The 20,291-nt window shown below is 36.6% G+C and carries 18 protein-coding genes; 6 read left to right on the top strand and 12 right to left on the bottom strand.

All coding sequences use genetic code 11. The annotated features are described in order from the left end of the window. Window positions 1-47 precede the first annotated feature (47 nt). Window positions 48-1,811 (bottom strand): FAD/NAD(P)-binding protein, encoded by a 1,764-nt coding sequence (locus ABS768_RS04155; RefSeq protein ID WP_408073709.1) that lies wholly within the window; start codon window positions 1,809-1,811, stop codon window positions 48-50. A 345-nt stretch (window positions 1,812-2,156) separates the two neighbouring features. Here ABS768_RS04155 and ABS768_RS04150 point away from each other — a divergent pair, with 345 nt between their 5' ends. The 5 genes from ABS768_RS04150 (at window position 2,157) to ABS768_RS04130 (ending at window position 6,365) form a co-directional block, all read left to right on the top strand. After that, window positions 2,157-2,657 carry an ankyrin repeat domain-containing protein gene (locus ABS768_RS04150; protein WP_408073708.1) on the top strand — a complete coding sequence of 167 codons (501 nt, stop codon included), beginning with the start codon at window positions 2,157-2,159 and terminating at the stop codon, window positions 2,655-2,657. A gap of 15 nt (window positions 2,658-2,672) precedes the next feature. After that, on the top strand, window positions 2,673-4,856 hold the full coding sequence (locus ABS768_RS04145) for a catalase (protein WP_408073707.1): 2,184 nt from the start codon (window positions 2,673-2,675) through the stop codon (window positions 4,854-4,856). 43 nt (window positions 4,857-4,899) lie between these two features. Then, window positions 4,900-5,454, top strand: a complete 555-nt coding sequence (locus tag ABS768_RS04140; RefSeq protein ID WP_408073706.1) for a YciE/YciF ferroxidase family protein — start codon at window positions 4,900-4,902, stop codon at window positions 5,452-5,454. 144 nt (window positions 5,455-5,598) lie between these two features. Next, a complete protein-coding gene (locus ABS768_RS04135; protein ID WP_408073705.1) occupies window positions 5,599-5,838 on the top strand; it encodes a hypothetical protein in 240 nt (79 codons plus the stop codon). Between the two features lie 74 nt (window positions 5,839-5,912). Further along, entirely contained in the window at window positions 5,913-6,365 is a 453-nt protein-coding gene (locus ABS768_RS04130; protein ID WP_408073704.1) for a hypothetical protein, read from the top strand. A 1,435-nt stretch (window positions 6,366-7,800) separates the two neighbouring features. Here the strand turns inward: ABS768_RS04130 and ABS768_RS04125 are convergent. From ABS768_RS04125 to ABS768_RS04110, 4 genes are all read right to left on the bottom strand, one after another. Beyond that, the gene (locus ABS768_RS04125) at window positions 7,801-8,229 is read right to left on the bottom strand and encodes a DUF1330 domain-containing protein (RefSeq protein ID WP_408073703.1); all 429 of its coding nucleotides are present in this window, start codon (window positions 8,227-8,229) and stop codon (window positions 7,801-7,803) included. A 339-nt stretch (window positions 8,230-8,568) separates the two neighbouring features. Further along, window positions 8,569-9,441, bottom strand: coding sequence for a T9SS type A sorting domain-containing protein (locus tag ABS768_RS04120; RefSeq protein ID WP_408073702.1), 873 nt, complete (start codon window positions 9,439-9,441; stop codon window positions 8,569-8,571). A 106-nt stretch (window positions 9,442-9,547) separates the two neighbouring features. Next, window positions 9,548-11,842, bottom strand: a complete 2,295-nt coding sequence (locus ABS768_RS04115) for a T9SS type B sorting domain-containing protein (protein ID WP_408073701.1) — start codon at window positions 11,840-11,842, stop codon at window positions 9,548-9,550. Window positions 11,843-11,917: 75 nt separating this feature from the next. Continuing rightward, a complete protein-coding gene (locus ABS768_RS04110) occupies window positions 11,918-12,760 on the bottom strand; it encodes an AraC family transcriptional regulator (protein ID WP_408073700.1) in 843 nt (280 codons plus the stop codon). A 405-nt stretch (window positions 12,761-13,165) separates the two neighbouring features. Between ABS768_RS04110 and ABS768_RS04105 the strand changes: the two genes are divergently transcribed. Next, window positions 13,166-13,345 (top strand): putative polyvalent protein kinase domain-containing protein, encoded by a 180-nt coding sequence (locus tag ABS768_RS04105; protein WP_408074015.1) that lies wholly within the window; start codon window positions 13,166-13,168, stop codon window positions 13,343-13,345. Between the two features lie 463 nt (window positions 13,346-13,808). On the opposite strand, the gene ABS768_RS04100 is transcribed toward ABS768_RS04105, so the two are convergent. The 7 genes from ABS768_RS04100 to ABS768_RS04070 all read right to left on the bottom strand — a co-directional run. After that, the gene (locus tag ABS768_RS04100; RefSeq protein WP_408073699.1) at window positions 13,809-14,486 is read right to left on the bottom strand and encodes a hypothetical protein; all 678 of its coding nucleotides are present in this window, start codon (window positions 14,484-14,486) and stop codon (window positions 13,809-13,811) included. Beyond that, window positions 14,419-15,357: a recombinase family protein gene (locus ABS768_RS04095; protein ID WP_408073698.1), complete on the bottom strand. Its 939-nt coding sequence runs from the start codon at window positions 15,355-15,357 to the stop codon at window positions 14,419-14,421. Before ABS768_RS04095 ends, ABS768_RS04100 begins: the two co-directional genes overlap by 68 nt. A 242-nt stretch (window positions 15,358-15,599) precedes the next feature. Beyond that, on the bottom strand, window positions 15,600-16,334 hold the full coding sequence (locus ABS768_RS04090; RefSeq protein WP_408073697.1) for a hypothetical protein: 735 nt from the start codon (window positions 16,332-16,334) through the stop codon (window positions 15,600-15,602). A gap of 235 nt (window positions 16,335-16,569) precedes the next feature. Beyond that, on the bottom strand, window positions 16,570-17,064 hold the full coding sequence (locus tag ABS768_RS04085) for a hypothetical protein (protein WP_408073696.1): 495 nt from the start codon (window positions 17,062-17,064) through the stop codon (window positions 16,570-16,572). Between the two features lie 13 nt (window positions 17,065-17,077). After that, window positions 17,078-18,748: an RHS repeat domain-containing protein gene (locus ABS768_RS04080; protein ID WP_408073695.1), complete on the bottom strand. Its 1,671-nt coding sequence runs from the start codon at window positions 18,746-18,748 to the stop codon at window positions 17,078-17,080. A gap of 141 nt (window positions 18,749-18,889) precedes the next feature. Further along, window positions 18,890-19,306, bottom strand: a complete 417-nt coding sequence (locus tag ABS768_RS04075; RefSeq protein ID WP_408073694.1) for a hypothetical protein — start codon at window positions 19,304-19,306, stop codon at window positions 18,890-18,892. 55 nt (window positions 19,307-19,361) lie between these two features. After that, a partial coding sequence (locus ABS768_RS04070; RefSeq protein WP_408073693.1) for an RHS repeat-associated core domain-containing protein occupies window positions 19,362-20,291 on the bottom strand: 930 nt, incomplete at its 5' end.

Here is a 20,291-nt window from a genome sequence, read left to right as displayed (position 1 = left end):
ACGAGGTAAAGGTAGCAACTTTTGAGAGAATTCCCACTTTTTTCGTGTTACGCATAAATTTCTTCCTGTTTCCGAAGTGCTTTACAAATTTCTACCGACGCCGCTTCACAAAAGTCAAGGCCGCTATAATCCGGGTTAAAACCTCCCATAAATGGTACTGCCATCATATAAACCCGCCTGCTTGCCAGTCCTTCCCTGTCGACTACAGCAAAATGATCCGTGACCGCTATACCGGGCACTGTTAGGAAAAAATCGCCTTTAAAATCTGTGACAGGAGCGCCACTTTTCATAGCTGAGGCCGCCTTTGCCTGTGAACGAAATTTGAGCCTGGCTGGACTGACAGTACCATCATACAAAAGGCCCTGAAACAGAAATTGTTCAAAAGGCAAAGCACACTGCCCAGTACAGTAAACAAATGTGGAAAAAAATGTGCTGGTATATTGCCCCTGTTGATCCCTGTATCTGTAGGTTATTCCCCCTTCCGGTAAAGGAATGACTTCGCTTTCCTCTCCCACTGCCACTATATCCAGGCATCCCGCCTGATGTAGGGCAATTAGTTCCCGACAGGATGACTGTGGTACAAAAGCTATAACTACCGATATTAAGGACTGCAACACTTTTTTTAGCCTTAGCATATCCTCTGCCGACAGGTACTTAGCCGGATAATTCATAGCAAAACTTAGTACCGCAAGCAACTCTTTCCAATAAATTGTTCTATGCCGTTTGATGGACTGCTCTGCCTCGAAATACTCGCTGCACAGAAGTGCGAAGGAATCCTGTTCTTCCCTATAGCTCATCACATAATCTACAAAATCCTCAACGTTCATATTTTTGACACGCTGGTAAAAATCCGGTTCCTTTGCTTTGAAGAGGGCTATAAAATCGTTCGTAAACATAAAGTCCAGAGAGATGAAGCCTTCGTTGGCCGCACGGTGTTTTTGTATTTCTTCCGTAGTTAAAAGAGAAGCGTTTTTAAGGTGGGGGTCATCGAGATGAAAACGTACTGCGGGAAGGAAACCGTGGCGCCAATGCATCACTATCCTGAATTCCTTGCTTTCTGCATACAACTGATAACTAAGCGATCCTGAGGCAGTACGTATAAAACGTCCATTATGCCGCGCGAGAGTCCTTATTGCATCAATTGCAGTCAGGGAACTTCCCCTCAAAGCCACTGGATGATTAAGATGCAATGACAGTTTTGCCGGTGGGTACGGGCTGTCATAATAGCCCGGCACAGTACTCTCATGTTTCCGAGGCCAGAAATGGCCCGTACAGATTACTATTTTATCAAAACCCCTGTGCATACCTGATCCGTAAAAGACCCTTACCTTATCCTCGACGGGTCTGTCGCTGACATCGGTAACCTCTGTATTCAAGAGTAGTTGCGTTTTTATACCTTTTTGTTCCGCAGATTTCAATAGCAGGGAAAATTGGTCCTCGAGATAACTACCGAACACCAATCTTGGAAGGACTTTGTATTCGTGATATGATTCTGCACTTAAACCGTACCTAATAAGCTGTTGGGGGTCTTTGCGCCTAATCCAATCTTCAACGTTCTCCATAAGACTGGGAATCTCATTGCCGGAGACATTTGTTATATGCTCTGAATTCGCACCTATGCCACTATAGGGCATGCCCGCTCCTAAACGACCTCTTTTTTCGAAGATAGTAATGTCATAATCGGAATCTGCAGATTCTATAAGTTGTTTGTACATATAGAGAGCACTCGGACCACCTCCCAGTAAGGCAATTTTGAGTTTTTTCATCATCGTAAGGTTAGTTATGATTCCGAAATTAATTAGAAAACTCATAACGTTTTGTTTAAGGCTTCCCAAAAAACACAAAAAAGATTCAAAAGTGCATAATCTAAGAATTATTTAAAAGGATGAAGGGTTAGAAAACAAAATACAATCTAACATGTTAAAATTTAATCAATTATGAAATATTTAAGGCTATAATTGCCACTCAAAAAATACTTTTGATAGTATAAAAAATACAACGCAGCACGTGATTACTGGTCAAATAACAGTGGAGAGATTGGCTTTTCGTACACCACTAGAGGCCGAAAAAATAATTTGGCTTGCTGCACCTGGTTTCTTTTAATAAAAAATTAAAATTAGTTACAATAATAAAGTAATATTTTAAATAAACCTATTATGACCGATATCACGCCAGCACTATTTGCAGCTGCACGTCAGGGAAACGTCCCGGTGCTGAAAGAGATTATCTCCAGTTATGGAAATGTACTAATCGACAGTAAAGACGACCGGGGCTACACCCCCCTTATAATTGCATCGTACAATAATCAACCGGGGGCCGTGGAATTTTTGCTGCAATCAGGAGCCGATCCCAATGTAGCCGATAATGGGGGCAATACGGCTTTGATGGGGGCTGCCTTTAAAGGATATTCCACGATTGGGGAAATTCTCTTGGAGTATGGTGCAAATATCAATGCGCAACACTGTAACGGCGGAACGGCCCTGATGTTTGCAGTGCTGTTCGGTCGTAATGATATGGTTAACCTCTTACTTGAAAAGGGTGCTGACCATACCATTACTGACAGCCGTGGTCATACAGCCCTTGACCTTGCCCGCCAGCAAAGAAACCAGGTTGCCGCTGACAAACTTATCACCCTTGAAGAACCAACAGAATATTAAAACAGAACCTATACTATGAAAAAAAAAGATAGTGCCAAAGCATCAGGAGCGCCGGTGAACGACGCAAATGTAAAACTAGACAACTTAGAGCGCAACAGGGAATACAGCGACGGGCAGTTCCTTACCACCGACCAGGGGGTCAGGATTAATAATGATCATGATACCTTAAAAGCAGGTGAACGCGGTCCTTCCCTACTGGAAGATTTTATCATGCGTGAGAAAATCACCCATTTTGACCATGAGCGCATACCGGAACGCATTGTCCATGCCCGCGGATCGGGGGCACACGGTTATTTTGAGGCGTATGGTAACGTCAGTAACTATACAAAAGCCGCCTTTCTTAACGATACCAGTATCAAAACCCCTGTTTTTGTGCGCTTCTCCACGGTAGCAGGCTTTAGGGGTTCGACCGATCTGGCCCGTGATGTACGTGGGTTTGCCATAAAATTCTATACCCAGGAGGGCAATTTTGATATGGTGGGCAATAACATGCCCGTATTTTTTATACAGGACGCCATGAAATTCCCAGACCTTATCCATGCCGTAAAACCCGAGCCACATAATGAGATACCCCAGGCGCAGTCAGCCCATGATACCTTTTGGGATTTCATATCACTGATGCCCGAGTCGATGCATATGATCATGTGGGCGATGAGTGACCGTGCAATACCCCGCAGCTACCGAATGATGGAAGGCTTCGGCATCCACACCTTCCGCTTTGTAAATAGCGAGGGTAAATCCACCTTTGTCAAGTTCCATCTGAAGCCAAAACTGGGCACCCATGCTGTCGTATGGGATGAGGCGCTGAAAATTTCAGGGAATGACCCGGATTTCCACAGGCGTGATCTTTATGAAAATATTGAAATGGGGAATTTTCCGGAATGGGAGTTTGGCGTTCAGCTCGTCCCGGAAGAAGATGAACACAAATTCAATTTCGACCTTTTGGATCCTACCAAAATCATTCCGGAAGAAATGGTGCCGGTAACCCCAATTGGCAGGATGGTACTTAACCGCAACCCTGATAACTTCTTTGCCGAGACCGAGCAGGTTGCTTTCCATCCAGGCCATGTAGTTCCCGGAATCGATTTTACAAACGATCCCCTCTTACAAGGTAGGCTTTTCTCCTATACTGACACACAGCTCTCAAGGCTGGGCAGCCCTAACTTCCATGAAATTCCCATAAACCGCCCGGTAGCGCCGATGCACAACAACCAGCGTGACGGACACATGCGACAGGAAATAAATGTTGGCAAAACGCATTACAGCCCTAATTCACTCAATGATAATTATCCCGCCCAGGCTAAAGAGTCGGAAGGAGGTTATGTAAGTCACTACGAACGAGTAGAGGCACATAAGGTACGCGAACGAAGTGAAAGCTTTTCCGATCATTTCAGCCAGGCCGCGCTGTTTTACAACAGCCAGACAACCGTGGAGCAGAACCACATTATTAATGCCCTGCGTTTTGAGCTGAGCAAGGTTGAAACGGTTGCCGTGCGTGAGCGTATGGTTGGCCTTTTGAGCCAGGTTGACAAAAAACTGGCAAAAAAAGTGGCAGAGGGATTGGGACTTGCTGTTTCTAAACCCGAAAAGCCGATGAACAAAGGTGTGGGAGCCGATGCCGACCAAAAGAAGCATGAACCAAAGCCACTGGATAAGAATTATGAACCAAGTGATGCATTAAGCATGGTAAAGAATCCAACCGTTACCAATACCATTGAGACAAGGCAGGTGGCTTTTTTATGTGGTGATGGTGTCAGTGAAAAATCAGTAAACGCACTTAAAGATGCTTTGAAAGCCAAAGGTGCCTCAGCAAAAATAATAGGTCCTCACGCCGGCAGTATTAAAACGGATACCGGTAAGGATATTAAAGCTGATTTTGCATTTTTCTCCTCTTCTTCCGTACTGTTTGATGCCGTATATGTACCAACTGTAAAAAGCAGCGATGCCCTGGCCAAAAATGACAACGTAATAGAGTTCATTAACAATGCTTTCAGGCACTGTAAGGTTATAGGTTTTGACAGCACGATGGAAAATCTAATCAAAATGACTTCCATCGGTGATAAAGGGGGTATGGACAAGCTTAAAGACGTACCCGGGGTACTGGTCAATAGCAATACCTCAAAAAACTTTACAGATGATTTTATAAAACTTCTGGGTCAGCACCGTATTTGGGAACGCGAACAGTATATAACGGAATAACGTGCCTTAAACCTATATTTTCTAACTAATAAAAAATTGAATTATGGAAAAAAAAGCTAATAATCAGTCACATTCCTCCAGAAAAGTGGAAGCGAAACCATCAGCTGCTGAAGGACTCAGGGAGCTCTTTATCGATGAGCTTAAAGACATTATTTACGCCGAAAGGGCATTAGTGAAAGCTTTGCCTAAAATGGCTAATAATGCTACAGATGCGTCATTGAAAACAGCCATTGAAGAACATCTTGCCGTAACAGAAAACCAAGTAGAGCGCCTGGTAAAGGTATTTGATCTTTTGGGAGAATCAAACCGTGGCGTCAAATGTGACGCTATGGAAGGGCTTCTAAAAGAAGGTGAAAGCATTTTGGAAGAGACCGAAGCAGGTCCGGTTCGCGATGCCGGAATCATCTCGGCATCACAAAAAATAGAGCATTACGAAATTGCCTCTTATGGAACATTGGTCGCTTTTGCGAAAATTTTGGGTGAAGAGGAAGTTGCCGGCCTACTTCAGGAAACGCTTGATGAAGAAAAACAGGCCGACGCCAAACTTTCGGAAACAGCATATCACAGTATTAATATTGAAGCTGCGGAAGAAGAGTAATAAGGCTGATATAAACATAGAGGGTAGTGGAGACTGCCCTCTTCTTTATATGATATAACTGTCTAATAGGATTTATGAGAGCGCAATGACAGATAACCTTAAAAATAATAGCAAAAGCGATTAATAACTAAAAAGAGTACTACTATGAAAAATTTATTTGCATTACTGATGTTTTTTAGCATGACTATAGCGACCATTTCATGCAGGGAAAAAAACACGGATATCGAGCATCATAGCGAATCCGGAAACGTGGATGACATTGAAGCCCGTAGTCCCGGAGCCTACCCTGCCCCGGAGAACGGCGGGGATCATTCTGTAACCTTACCACACACCGAGGATACCATTACAAATAATCAGAGAAATACCACTCCTGCTACTCCATAAAGTAAATTCAGCCCATTTAGAACAGAAAACTTTTCTAAGGCTGACTAATGGTAAATTATTTAAACATTTATAAAATGAAGGCAGTCGGAAAAATTATTATTGCAGGCATAGCAGGCACTACATTAATGACCCTTTACAGTTATTACCGTGCCAAAAAAGAACACCAGGAATATATAGAGCCAGTGGTCATGAACAAGCTGATTGATAATTCCCAAGCCTTGCCGGAAATCGACAACACCTATACCCATCCCGCAGGATGGGCTCTGCACTATGCTGCAGGAATTTTCTTTATTGGCGGATACTACCTTTTGTGGCAAAACACATTGAATAGGCCTACAACCCATAAGATACTCTTTATGGGTTCGTTTAGCGGACTAATAGGGATACTCATCTGGAAAACATTGTTCAGTAGCCATGATAATCCTCCATACAATAATAGAATGGGCTATTACCGGCAGCTTTTAATAGCTCATATTGTCTTTACAGTAACAGGAGTCAGTACATATAAATTACTGAATAATGCTTAATCTATATTAAATACAAAATACTTATTCAAACATGCGAATGCCATGATTAAACTAGGTATTAGTTTTTCCTTACACTGTTATGTATGGTTTTCATTTTTATTACCTTCTACCTCTATATTTGTACCTTTTTCATAGGCACGTGCGGCATTTAATGCTAATGAAGCAGCTTTGCTATTACCTGTAAAATTTACAAAGAGGAAAGACTCATATTCCAATCTTCATTCATCGTAAATTAATTAGGTGTAGATTAATAATGACAGGTAATGACAATTACTATATAATAATATTTAGTCTGATCCAGTACAGTTACCTATAAGTGTTAGTTTATAATTTACATGAGTCGGTAAAAGTCCGTTTTCATAAAGCCGTACAGAACCTTCTTATGATATGAAAAATTAGATTATATCCTAAACTGCTATCAGTAAGACTTAATCATCTTATTGAGAGACATAATGACTAAAATTTGAAAACAAGAAACAAGTTCTAGGCTACCAAACTAATAACATCCTAGCAAATACACCTACCAAATACCACTACGGTGTACAGCCATTTACCTAAAAAATATTCAACAACATTATTGATTTGATTTATTCACGGATTAATATCCTCTGATATGAAAATAGAGTTTCCCCCTAGGTTAATTCTCAAAGAGATTAAAAATTTATTATTCTAAAAATTGTATATCTCAAAAGTCACATTAATTTCTTCAAGCTTTAAATTAAAATAATAGGTTCTGAGCCTGAAAATTATATGGATTATAATAATTTGCTACATTCAGAAAATGTTTTAGACTACTTTTTAAAATATCCTTAATTGTAATTGGACAACCTAAATCAAAAACTAATCAGACATACTATTTCTACTAACTGGATGATGTAAAGTACATAATCACGAAACAATTGTTGCTGTTTTCAAATCTAAAAAAATAAGACAATCAACAAATACAGTATTTGCGAGCGGTGGCTTAAACTAAATTCTATTGGTTCAAGGAGCACATCTGTATGAAAATGGTGACGAAATGTTTACCCTGTAGAGCGAATTACATCCAATACTGGTTGGTGAGAAATGCATAAACTTATAAAACGGAACTTTTTTATAAGCTCTTGCCAAAACAATTCATGATTTTGCTAATAAGACGAATAGAACAGTTAATGTCCTGGATTTTTATATTTCTGGGGGCTTTAAAGAAATATGCTATACACTGAAAACTGGTTTCAAGAAAATTAGAACTATTGAGCACTACAACTTTTTAATATATAGGGTAACCAACGTCACAAAACTAAACCAAACTTTTTTGAGTTTACTGAATTACGTTCCATAATAAATGAGAATGATAATTTTTATATTCACCTTTTGATCTTATTAGATGGTAAACCGGTAACTAATATTAAAATAATCTCAACAGAATAACCGGTGATTAAAAATGCTTAAATCTTTAGTGATAATAATTAATTTCAGTACTAGGTAACAAACGTGAATCTGCAAGTGCTGCTAAACGGTGATATGCATATTCCAGATAATCTTTACTTTGCGCAAATTCTATAAAATTTATTATTGACTTGTGCTTTACTAGTAAAATAGCATCCCATTGCTCTGCCTCAGGACCAATTAAAAACCCCTTACTTTTACCATAATAAATGATTTCGCTTCCTGCCTCTAGTAGTAAGGGGGAGATACCATCAAGATACAACTTATAGGCTTCCTGCCCGCTTATTTCCTTCTCTGGAATTATGTATTCTAAATTTTTATAATCAGCTGTCCGTTTAAATCTCAGCAAATTGAGCATTACAATTTCTCCTTCACTTTTAAAATTTAAATAAAACTCTTTAGCAGAGTCAGGACTGGCTTCTAAATAATTTTCCATACTAAGTGTTTTAATATACATGAATTGGTAAATGATAAAAAGTGTTTTTATTATAAATTGTATCTATACACTTCTTACTACTAGTTTAAGGAAAACTATTTTTAAGTGAATTTTTATTTTCAAAAACTATCCTAATGTTATTACAATAATTTACCATAACAGTACTTACCTGATTTGAGTGATTTTGAAGATACAATAGTCCTTATATATATTATCCTTAATGATACAAAAGAAAGAAACATACTGAAGTTTTAGGAATTATTACAAAATCGATTTCAACTAATTGAAACAACTTACCAAACTCTATACCCTATCCAAGAACATACTAAAACTTATTATTTATCTTACCAAAACTTTTGTTATAAATGTTTTCTCATCATTAGTTAATTTCACTACATAACACCCGCTCTGCAAAGCGGATACATTGATACCTGAGGATTGTATATAATCATGTTTAATGATTAATTTACCCATTAGGTCGTAAATCTCCAGTGCTCCTTCAAATCCGGATACAAACAATTTATCAGAAACAGGATTGGGATACACTACCACATCATTATCGCTAAAATCACTAATCCCTAAATTAGCCTCCAACTGTAAATTATCTACAGTAAATATGGAGCTAATTCCATCGTCAAAAGCTGACGAATGTGATGACAACCATGTTTCCCAGTTAATGGTTAAGACAGAGCAGTCTAACATTATTTTTATATAGTCCGGGGTTTCATTGCTGCTATAGGTAATCGGACAAACAAAAGCTGTATAATTCTCACTACTGCCAAGTGTGATATGACCGGTTCCTATAACTTCATTGGATTTGGTTACATAGACCCTAACAGAGGCATAGTCTTCAATAACATTTCCTGTTTCCACCTCAATAACCGAATTCAGTATATACTTATAAAATCCGGTAAGTGCACTGGGTCTGTAATCTATGGGTGCCATCTGATAGGCCTCATCTTTATCGCTATGGTTCCACACGCACATTTTTAAGGCATGGTTACCCTGCTGGGCATCTGCAGGAGCATCAAAGTAAAACCCGCCTGTACTAAAAATCGGCAGGGAATTGGTTCGAGTCCATCCTTGGGCTATATTATAAACTTCAGGGTTTTCCGGATTGGGAGTCCAAACTTCAAAATCAGGGTTTTGTAATTGGGCCCTAACTGGTAAAATAACCATACTGATGACCGTTAATACTAATAATTTTTTCATAACATCTATTTTATAATTGTTGTAGTGAAGTTACACTTCTAAGTTATTCATTTTGTTATCAAAAGAACGGAATTGCTTATGATTTTTCTATAAGAAGTCGTACTATTTACCTCAAAATCGAAAAATGCCCTTTGTATAGTCTGCCATCCTGTCTTTCCGCTATAAACCAATAATCCGTAGCAGGAAGATCCTTGCCGTCATACGTACCGTTCCAGCCCTGGCTATCACCTGTAATAGAAGTGATTTTTTTACCATACCTGTCAAAAATATGGATAACCATATTAGGTTCATTGTAGGCGTATTTAATTCTCCATGTTTCATTTATCCCGTCACCGTTGGGCGTAAAAAACTTTGGATACATCAATAGTGTCACCTCTTTGCTGGCTATACCGCAGCCATCCCTGTCCCTTACATAAACTGTGTATAAACCACTTTCCAGATTATAAAATTGCGGACTGTCCTGATAGGTAATCCCGTCCAGTGAATATTCATAACTTCCACCTCCTGAAGTCATAACGCTTATTATATTATTATTCGTTGTCCAGTCACTGGTTATAACCTGAGTAATAAACGGAACATCTGACACATCAACAGTGATCTCCTTTGAATTTTCACATAGTATCCCGTTGATTTCTTTTATGACAGACAGTATGTAAACACCCGCACTGTCAACCGTTATGCTGCGTGTTGTTTCACCGGTGGACCATATATAGCCATCAAGACCCTGCGGAGCAGTAAGGGTTACACTTGCATTCTTACAGAGGGTATAATTATCAGGCATTACTATTTCCGGCTTCGGAGAAACAATAAGATCGAAGGAGGTTGTAGCATAGCACCCTGAATTTATATCCTCTACCCTCGCGTAGATTTTTTGCGGATTTGAAGTATTACTGAAATTTGTGGACAGGCTGCCCGCCCCGGCCTCAGCCTCGTCTTCTGACAAATGGTAAGTTACTGTATAATCGATAGAATTTAGAGTATCAAGTATTGGAGCATTTTGTGTCGCAAGATTAAAGACAGCAGTATGAATAGCGCTCTCTTCACACATCCACATATCATCTGGCTGTCCTATAGATGGCAAAGGAGCGATCTCTATTACAGCCTGGCTACTTCTTACTACCCCATTTTGTTCTGCCGTAAACCTTACAGTATAGTTACCTGCTTGCTGATACGTATGTAAAGGGTTCGACTCCTGCGAAGTGGAGCCATCGCCAAAATCCCAATGAATATTGCTGAACAATCCTGAACTGCTAAATGAAAAGGCAGATGGCTCGCCTATACAGCTGGGATTGGTTAGATCTATCCTCAATGGTGAAAGTATAGTGTTTGGCAACCCTGCTGTGCTAAAAATAAGGGGTATTCCGCCTAAACTTAATCCATTCTCTTCAAAGTCACAATCAACGCCAATAACATCCGGTTGATGGATAACCGATAAGAATCTTCTACCCCTTATGGCAACATATATTTTGTCATCTGGTCCTCTTTGAAGCGCCCCGACAGATAGTCCACTAGGAGAAAGTGTATCATTATAAATTTCAATTCCTGATGCAGGGATAATGTCGGCCAGCAAATTATATTGATATATCTTTCTGCTAAGCAGATCAACTGTAGTGCTAACATATAAAACATCTCCGGAGGCCGAAAACTCTACATAATAGTCACTTGTCGTTGTAACAGTTACCGGGTTAGATACTATCCCTGTTGATGTATCAAAATCAAATAACTCTGTTCCATTTTCCATTCTAAACCTACTTAAGGCAAGTTTGGACCCATCGGGTGATAGTTTTAAACAAGCTTGGCCCGACGGCTCAATATCGAAACCAATATCACTTATAACAGGATTGGTCATAACACCGTTTGCAGTAACCAGATAGGCAGTGAATAAACTGGTATCGTATTCGTGAGCCACAACCCATATATCTTCTCCATTACTGTGCCACGTGGCGGTAAGCGCTTCAGTGGTAGGAGTATTCAACAAGATGTTTTTTTGTGTTATGGCACCTAAACCACCATCGTGTTCCATGTCAACTAGCGAGTATCTGAGTCCATATTCCGCTTCGATGGCAGAGGTGGTAAATATAATATATATATTCTGACTCTGAGGTTGCTGTACTATTAATGAGGATTGAACACTTGAACTATGACCAAATAGTTCTTGCCCGTTTTGCATTATTTCATGGTTTTTGTTCCAAACCGTTTCTCCGTTTGTATAAAAGATAAGTTCCCCATTGGCATCTGCTATGGAGGCAGACCCCTCCGGCGAATATAGTTGGCCATCAGTAAAGGCGACCGGAACACCGCCGTTAAAGTCTAAACCTGCGTTACCCCCGAAATACCAGATATTATATTCCTGCGCATGGATGGTAATTGTGAACAGTAGCAAAATAAAAATCTTTTTCATAACAAATAATTTTACTCTTTAAAGCAGGTAAAGCTATTAACTAACTAAACAGAATAGGTTATGAAAACTACCCAATTACTTATAAATTTCAAGTATAGAGGCTTGCAGCTCTGTTGGGGTTAGTCCTGTATGCGATTTGATAAATGCACTGAAATTAGCAGGACTGTCAAAATTTAATTCGTAGGCAATCTCTTTTAATGATAATGGGCTTAAAAGGAAAAGTCGCCGGATTTCCAATAATAATTCTTCATGTATCAGCTCTAAAACAGTTTTACCCAGTGCATTTTTACAGGCTGTATTTAGTTTATCCTGCGAACAGTTCATTAGTTCACAGTAATCTGCTACTTTTCTACAGGAATAAATATTTTCAGACAATAGTGAAAGAAGGAGAGAAACCAATTGCGAGTTATTTATTGTTAAGCTGTCTTTATCTTTCATTTCCACAAGAGTTAAAAGAACAATTTGCAAATAGCTATATGCCTTGTATTTTGAAATAGTTGTCAGTTCTTCTTGAAGTAACAGATCCTTTATTTGCCCGGCAATATCATACAAGCGGTTAAAAGTACTTTGGTCAGGGGTAAAAGCAGGATTATTAAAATATAACTGATCGTGAGTAATCGGTTTTATGAACTCGAACAAATCTTTACGGAATTGTATTAATACTCCATAGGCACTACCTCGGTGCATCAAATGAACCTGACCAGGATAAATATTATAAACCTGTCCACCCGCTAAATCGAATTTTTTAAAGTCGATGTACTGAGTACCCTGTCCACCTTCCACACAGATAATTTCAAAATAATCATGACGATGTGGTCTTTGAAAGTCGTAAGGATTAGAGTAATCTAAGGGTTCAATAACAAGCAAACTGTTCGGGTGAGGCAACGTTACATTTGCAAAGCGATAGTCCTTTTCCATTTCTTTCTTGTTTTTGAGGGTAAAAATTATAAAATAATTGTTGACTATGAGTACATGTCGCCTTTTTTACCATGATAATTCACCTTATTCATAGTGATTTTCTCACGTATACAATTTTCTTTACTACCATTCTCATCAGTTTTCGCCTACATTAGAATCCGCCTTGCAACAAATTCTACTCTGGCTATCCCTCCAATAATGATAAAAACGAAAAGTATAACTCTTTAGAACCTGATCTTGATAAAGGTCCAATTCAGTGTATCTTATAAAAGTAAGATATCTATATACCTATATGAGCCAAAATTAAACTTCTAAATTTTGATGCCTCTATGTTGATTCCATACAAACAAAATGATAATCCGCTATTTGCATATAACATAAAATGCGCAAAATTATAAGGAATCAATTCCAACCACTTCTAACGGTTTTGAGAATAACAGAAACCATGATTATATCAATAATGACATCGGTATAATATTCGAAGATTTACATGATGAAAATGTACTGACACAAAATGTGGTGTTATATTTTATAGATACTGTTTTTTATTTTACCGACTTTTTTGAGGATAATAGTAGCTTATAAATAAATTTAAACAGGAGATTTGTACCTCACTAAAATTTTGCAAATAATGGTGTTATAAAAGGGCCTGTAACTAAAGAAGATTTATGGCAGTTCGCCACTTAAATCATAAGAGAAGTAAAGAAGATGAGTTTGTTTTTAGCAAACTAAAATGCAAATATTGCTGCTGAATGGCTCAATAGAAAAGTCGTCCGAAAATGTTGGATATTTCTCTGGGGACATTACAAAATATCGGGCTTAACGGAAAAATACGTTTCAAAAAATTTCTCTGTTCCTATTACTGTACCAAGTCAGATATTCTGCAACTTTTCAAGTAATGGTTAAATAGTATCAGTCATACCTAACCATAAATTCTTATATTTGTAAGCATAAAGAATTATGAAGTAGTCATTTAGACATCTCTTTCAGATAGGTGCAAGTTCGATGCAATTTTTTCAAACCCATCGAAACACATAGGTTTTACAGGTCATTTCGAATAAGGTTCGATTCCCGGCGATTCCACTGGACGGGACAACTCTAAATTCTTAAAGAGTTGTCCCTTTTTTATTCCATCTAAATCTTTATTTACCAACAACATAAGAACTAATAATTGATTAATTCTCGGAGTTCGACATTTTTGTTCTGAAAATTCAAGGTTTTCGGGAAATATCGAACTCAAAAGCTTTTGTTTTTCTACTACATCCGCTTTTTGATATATTTTTTTGGCATTTACAAGTAGATTAATTCCTCGCTCTACCTTACTTTCAGTTTCTTTATCCATACTATTAGGAGGCAACACATAAGCTTTTAGTTCATCTAACTTTGTTTGAAACTGAGCCTTCTTTTTTTCATATTCCTGGATCGTAAAAGCTCCATCAATTAATAAATCCTGTAACTTATCAATTCTTGATTCCAAAATTGATATTTGACTTTTTACTTCCTTTAAATCATGTTTTTTTATTGATGTATTATTTCGCTCTGCACTTAATAATTTAAGCATATCAGTATAAATACTCATAGCTGATTTTCGAAACTTTAATTCATCAAAAAACGACTCAATAGATGTATTAGTAACTTCTGCTCTATATCTTTCCTTCTTACAGTAGTTGCAATGATAATAAAAGTGTTTTGCTCCTGCTGGCGCTACCTGTAACTTTTTTGCCACAGTTTGAACAAAACAAAATACCTCTTAACGGTAATTCAGGTTTTGCTGAGTTTTCTTTTTTCCTATTTCTATCCTTATATCCCTTGTTTAATACATCTTGTACTTTTATAAAAAGTTCGTAATCAATAATGGGTTCATGTACACCTTCTACAATTTCTTCAGGCTCGGTTTCGTTAGCAGGAACTCTTACCTTCCCTACATACAAAGGGTTCCTTAACAATAAGGATAAATTATTCCTGCTTACAGTAAAACCGAATTGTTTTAAATTTTTTAAAACAAATTGTTGTGAAGAACCTTGAGATATTTCTGTAAAAGCTAATTTTATACCATCAGCTTTTTCATTAGTTACTATGATTGGCTTATTATTTTCATCTCTAGAGTTTTTATAGCCAATAGGAGCACATCTACTCCATCTTCCTGACTTTAATGCTGCTCTAATACCTTCCTTAATTTTCATTGATCTTCTATCATTATCAACTTCCGGTAAAGTCAAATAAATTGCAAGAAGCTCTTTACTTTCAGGTATACTAAAATCAATAGGTTGTTGGATTGATTTTAGTATACCAATATTCCTGAAATAATGTAATTCATTGAAAGCATCAGTAGTATTACGAGAAAACCTATCCCAAGTTGTAACTAAAATCATATCAATTGATTTTTGATTGATTCGGGCATATTTTTTCAATTCTTTCCATTCAGGCCTATTGAAGTTTTTAGCCGAATGATCTTCCCTAAAACATTTAACAACTTCAACACCTCTATCCTCACACCACTTTCTCATATTATCTTCCTGTATATTCAAAGAATATCCTTTAGCCTGTTCATCACTTGAAACACGGGCCATAATTATTGCTCTTTTCTTAATACTCATAATACTAGAGCTTGTTTGTTATTGAAGTTTCCCATGTTGCTAAAAACATTAGGTAATCAATTAATTCGTCAAGGATTTCCTCAGATAAATCTTTGTAATCTTTTTTTAATTCTTTCTTATAACTATTTCTTTTTTGCTCTGATAATAAATTAGATTTAGACATTATTAAAATCATGCGCTCATTATCCTGCTTATCAGGTATAATAAAACCGATTTTTAAATAGTCTGCTGTCTACAGTACTTTATATTTTTCTTTTAGTTGTTTTTTCACAAACGGCTATTTGCCCCTTTTGGGTTACAATTCTTATTTCTTCATAATTGCCAGCTACAAGCAAGTTTTTTACATATTGATTAATTGATACATTAATCTCCTCTTTAACCTCCAATAAATCAATCTTTGATTTATTATTAAATCTAATATTTATTGATTTTAATTGTTTCTCCGATTGAATCAAATTCAATAAATCAACTTCATTTTCATTGATTAATCTCCAATGCGCTTTTAAATCTCTTATTGAATAATCATTAAAAACCTTTGAAATCAATTCATTTATTGAAATTGATAAGTGACTTTTTTCAAGGTGTTCTTTATAATAGTTACTATTGATTATTTCATCCCTGTATAACTCACTGTAAAAAGTCATTTGTCCATTATAATTCAATAAAATTTTATATTGAAATTTCAAAAAATAAGCTTCTAAAAAGAAGAATTCAAACAAATTATCAGGCATAAGACTTTCCAATCCATTGATTTGTTTCGTTTTTCTAAGTTGTTTATGCGCTTCTGAATTGATTATTATATTGTATTGCTCTTCTGAAAACTGTCTTTTCAATAAATCTTCAAATACATCAATTCCTATTTGTTGAACTAGATTGAAATACGGAACGGGTAAACTAACTGTTTCCTTGATTATTTTTAATACTATTAATGGTAAATTATAATAGCGTAGTTCTTTTAGAATTTCAATCCAAATCAATTCAATCGTATTGAATTTCCTCCATTTACCAACTATTATAAAACCTTTTTAAGGCTCTTTAAAGAGCCTTAAAAATAAAAAAGAGACGACCAACAGGTCGTCTCTTTTTTAATCAAAATTTTTAATTTAATACTGTTTTTCAGATGATTACGTTAACAGTTTTATCAAAACACCTAATCTCTATATTACCAATACATTATCAAAAAAACGCCAAGCTCTAAGCCTGGGGTTTTGGCTATTCATATCGAACATCCCACATTTTATGAGTATTGATGTCTTCGACAACTTTGTTTAAAAAATCAGATTTGTATTTTAGTTTGGTAAAACATTCTATGCCTATAGGCAAGTCCTGTTGCTCTATTTCTGAATCTCTTTTTATCCTATAACCAAAGCCGTCCCCGTCTAATTCCATACATTGGTCTAACTCAAATAATTCTTCTTTTGATATTTGGTTAACATTATAAATGCTTGTTGTGGAATATTCTTGTTGAAGGCTTATTTTACCATTTGCTAATTTATAAACCTCAAGCTTATCATTATGGTATGTCCATATCGTTGAAAAAGTTGCATAAGTAGAAGTAAGGTAAAAAACATTCCCGTTCTTCTCTAAAAGGGAAGATATTGTTTTGTCTGTGAACTTGTTGTTCTTATTAATATTTTGTTTCATCGTTGAACAGGATGTACAAAATATTACAATGACTGCTAAAGTTATTCTTATAGTTTCTTTCATTTCAATTAAAGATTTATTTACCGCCCATTGTCTTAAAGTCAGAATACTTAACTGTAATCAATGGTTTCTTGCCATTATAAAATGTAACGGTACCACTTCTTACTCCGATAACAAAAGTATTGCCTTTAAATTCTCTTTTAATCATTTCTGTTTGCCCTTTAAAGTCTGCTGGCGAAGGATTTGAACTTCCTAATAATAACCCGTTTACTGATGTTTTTGGATGTGTATGCCACCAATATTCTACATTGGAAGCATCTGAAGGCATTTTATTTTTACCCCCAATTTTAAACATCGTCAATGTTGCTTTTGCTCCCAGATTACCATCTTTGTCTGTAAATCCTATCGCTGCCGGTCCTTCGTCCCAACGTGTTGCATTAGAATCTCCAATATTTGCGTGTCCTCCGTGTTCTTTCTGGGATGTCTTTGTGTCATTGACCGAACTTATCACATCATCCATTACACCGCCTGTTGGAATTTTAAATACATTATCACTTTCGGCAAGTGAACCTTTATAATTTTCACCAGCTTTAGTAGCTTTTTTAACATCCCTCTTTATCACTCCTCTTACAAGATAACTCTGTCCATCATTCTTTCCATCATCACCTATAAGCTTAGTTCTACCCCAAAAATTTTTACCATATATTGGGTCTCTACCATCAGGGTCTGTATAAATTATAGGATTATTATAACAATATCCATAAGAACTCATTGTTTTCTCCGCCAAGGGGTCAACCGATATAAAGATACTCCATTTTGGGTCATAATACCTGGCACTGTAATAATAATTCCCCGTTTCCTCGTCATACTCCTTGCCGTTAAACTTAAACGGCGTGTTAAAGGAATTGATGTGTTCGTCAACCAGTATTTCACCAAACGGCATGTACTCTATATGTTGGCTCACGTTACCAGCTAAGTTACTGATATAACTTGAACTACCTAATTGATCTGGATGAAAATAAAATGCATCATACAGTTTAGGATCATGGGTAGACCTGTCATCTAATATACCTTCAGTAAATGAATTAAATTGAGGAATATTAGCTGTTTGATCAAACTGCCCATATACATAACTCACTATTGTCTCTGCATCATCAACACTTTGATTACTTAAATTGCGTATAATGGAAGGGTTAATTCCAGGGAATTTATCTAATACCATCTTATCCGGATATAAACCTAAATCCCTGAACGTTCCGGTTTTTGCACTCATACGCTCGGTACCCATATAATAATGCTTGGTATAAATAAACCTGTTCTCTGAGGCACTTATTTTAGTTACTTTACCCATTAGCAAACCACTTGGGTATATCATTACATTATCCTTTGTTTCCTGTCCTACCTCTGTAGCATTGGAAGAGACATCTATACGGTCAAGATTGTATTTAATAACCCTTTCTCCTCCGGCATCATAGGTATAAACTGCTATAGGGTGACCGGTTTCCTCATCAGGGTTAAGGTCTACACCTACCAGCCTGTTCTCCTCATCCCAAAGGTTTTTGCGCAGGCTTACATATTCCTCACCTACTTTTTCCTTTATTTCGGTTTGGTTACCATTAGCATCATAATCTATTTCCTTGTGCCTTACACGGGGATCATTCTCAGGAACACTCACCCACGACGGATATTCGGTAATCTTTCTTGGTGCATGCGGTTGCTGGTAGCCATAACTACCATTTTGATACATTAAGTTATTATAAAACCTTTTTAAGGCTCTTTAAAACCTTAAAAATAGAAAAGACGACCATCAGGTCGTCTCTTTTTTTAATCAAAATTTCTAATTTTATACTGTTTTTCAAATGGTTACATTGTAATTTTACCAAAACACCTAATCTGATACATTACCCGAATAAGGCTCAGGATATTTCTCGGGATACTCTTTACGTTTATCTATATAATATTGACTCCCTTTCCTATTTGAACCTTTTTTTTCTTTAAATAGAAACAAATATCGGTCCTGCCTATTTAAATATAAAATAAACGTATTGTCATTATAGTCAACAATATCTAAGCTATGTTCACCCCATTTTAAAATACTGTCTTTTGATATTACCCAATCAATATCATCAAAAATTAAATCACCATCTTTAGTAACTTGCTCAAATTCACCATTTAAATTTTTTCGATAGTGAGTAGAACTTCCATCACCATTAAACTTAAAATAAGCACCTCCTAAATATCCTGGATCTGCTTCATCATAAACTAACCAATAGTCATTAACTCCATTAACAATAAAGCTACCCATAGACTGATTATTACAACTCAGACAGGTTAGACTTAATAAAAAAAGAAATACAGCTCTAATTATCAACTTTCTCATATTTAACTTTATAAACATCTTTCCCATGATAAATTTTTAAATTTAATTGTCCTTTTTTGAAATTACCCGGATTATTAATATAATAACCCGTTTTTAATTTATTGAATGCATCAATCTTATCTACAATATGGTTTTGATTTACAGTAGGATCTCTATCCAAATTTAAGAGATAATTAGCAAATGAATGAATCTGTCCCAATTTAAATTCAGGGGTTGTATTTTTAAAAGTATCATCTCCAAACTGTCCGAGATATACATCGGCATGATTAAATATTGTACTAGTTATACCTTTCTCATTGTTAACTTGATGAAGATTTTCATGCTTGATTACATTCATTAAATTATTGGCATCATCAAGATGCTTATTAAAACCTCCTTGTGTATTGATAACAATATGATTATTATTATGACTCGTAAAAGCAGGATTCTTATTCGCCAAATCCCCTTCTGGATTTGGACCAGCCGCGGTTTTATATTTTGGATCTATCCCCATTTTTGTTCTATAATGTCCGGCAACACTCGCCATTATCTTCCTATGGTAAGTATTATTGGAATCAAGCGTAGAAGGACTATATTTATTTCCATCTGCATCAACAATAGTTATGATTGCAGAACCATCTTTTACTACTTTTATGACTCCACCCTTGGCGTTTACATAAATAATATCTTCAGGTGCTCTTCCATCAGGATCAACATATCTAATGGGATTATTAAAGCAATAAGCATAAGAACTCCAGTCAGGGTATTTATCCGCCAATGGATCTACTCCTATAAACATACTCCATTTTGGGTCATAATAACGTGCTCCATAGTAATAATTTCCTGTTTCCTCGTCATATTCCTTACCGTTAAACTTAAACGGCGTGTTAAAGGAATTGATATGCTCGTCAACCAGCATTTCTCCAAAAGG

This window comes from Flavobacterium rhizophilum (assembly GCF_046000485.1).
In the GTDB taxonomy this organism is placed as follows: Bacteria; Bacteroidota; Bacteroidia; order Flavobacteriales; family Flavobacteriaceae; genus Flavobacterium; species Flavobacterium rhizophilum.
This window is presented reverse-complemented; position numbering and strand designations above follow the sequence as displayed.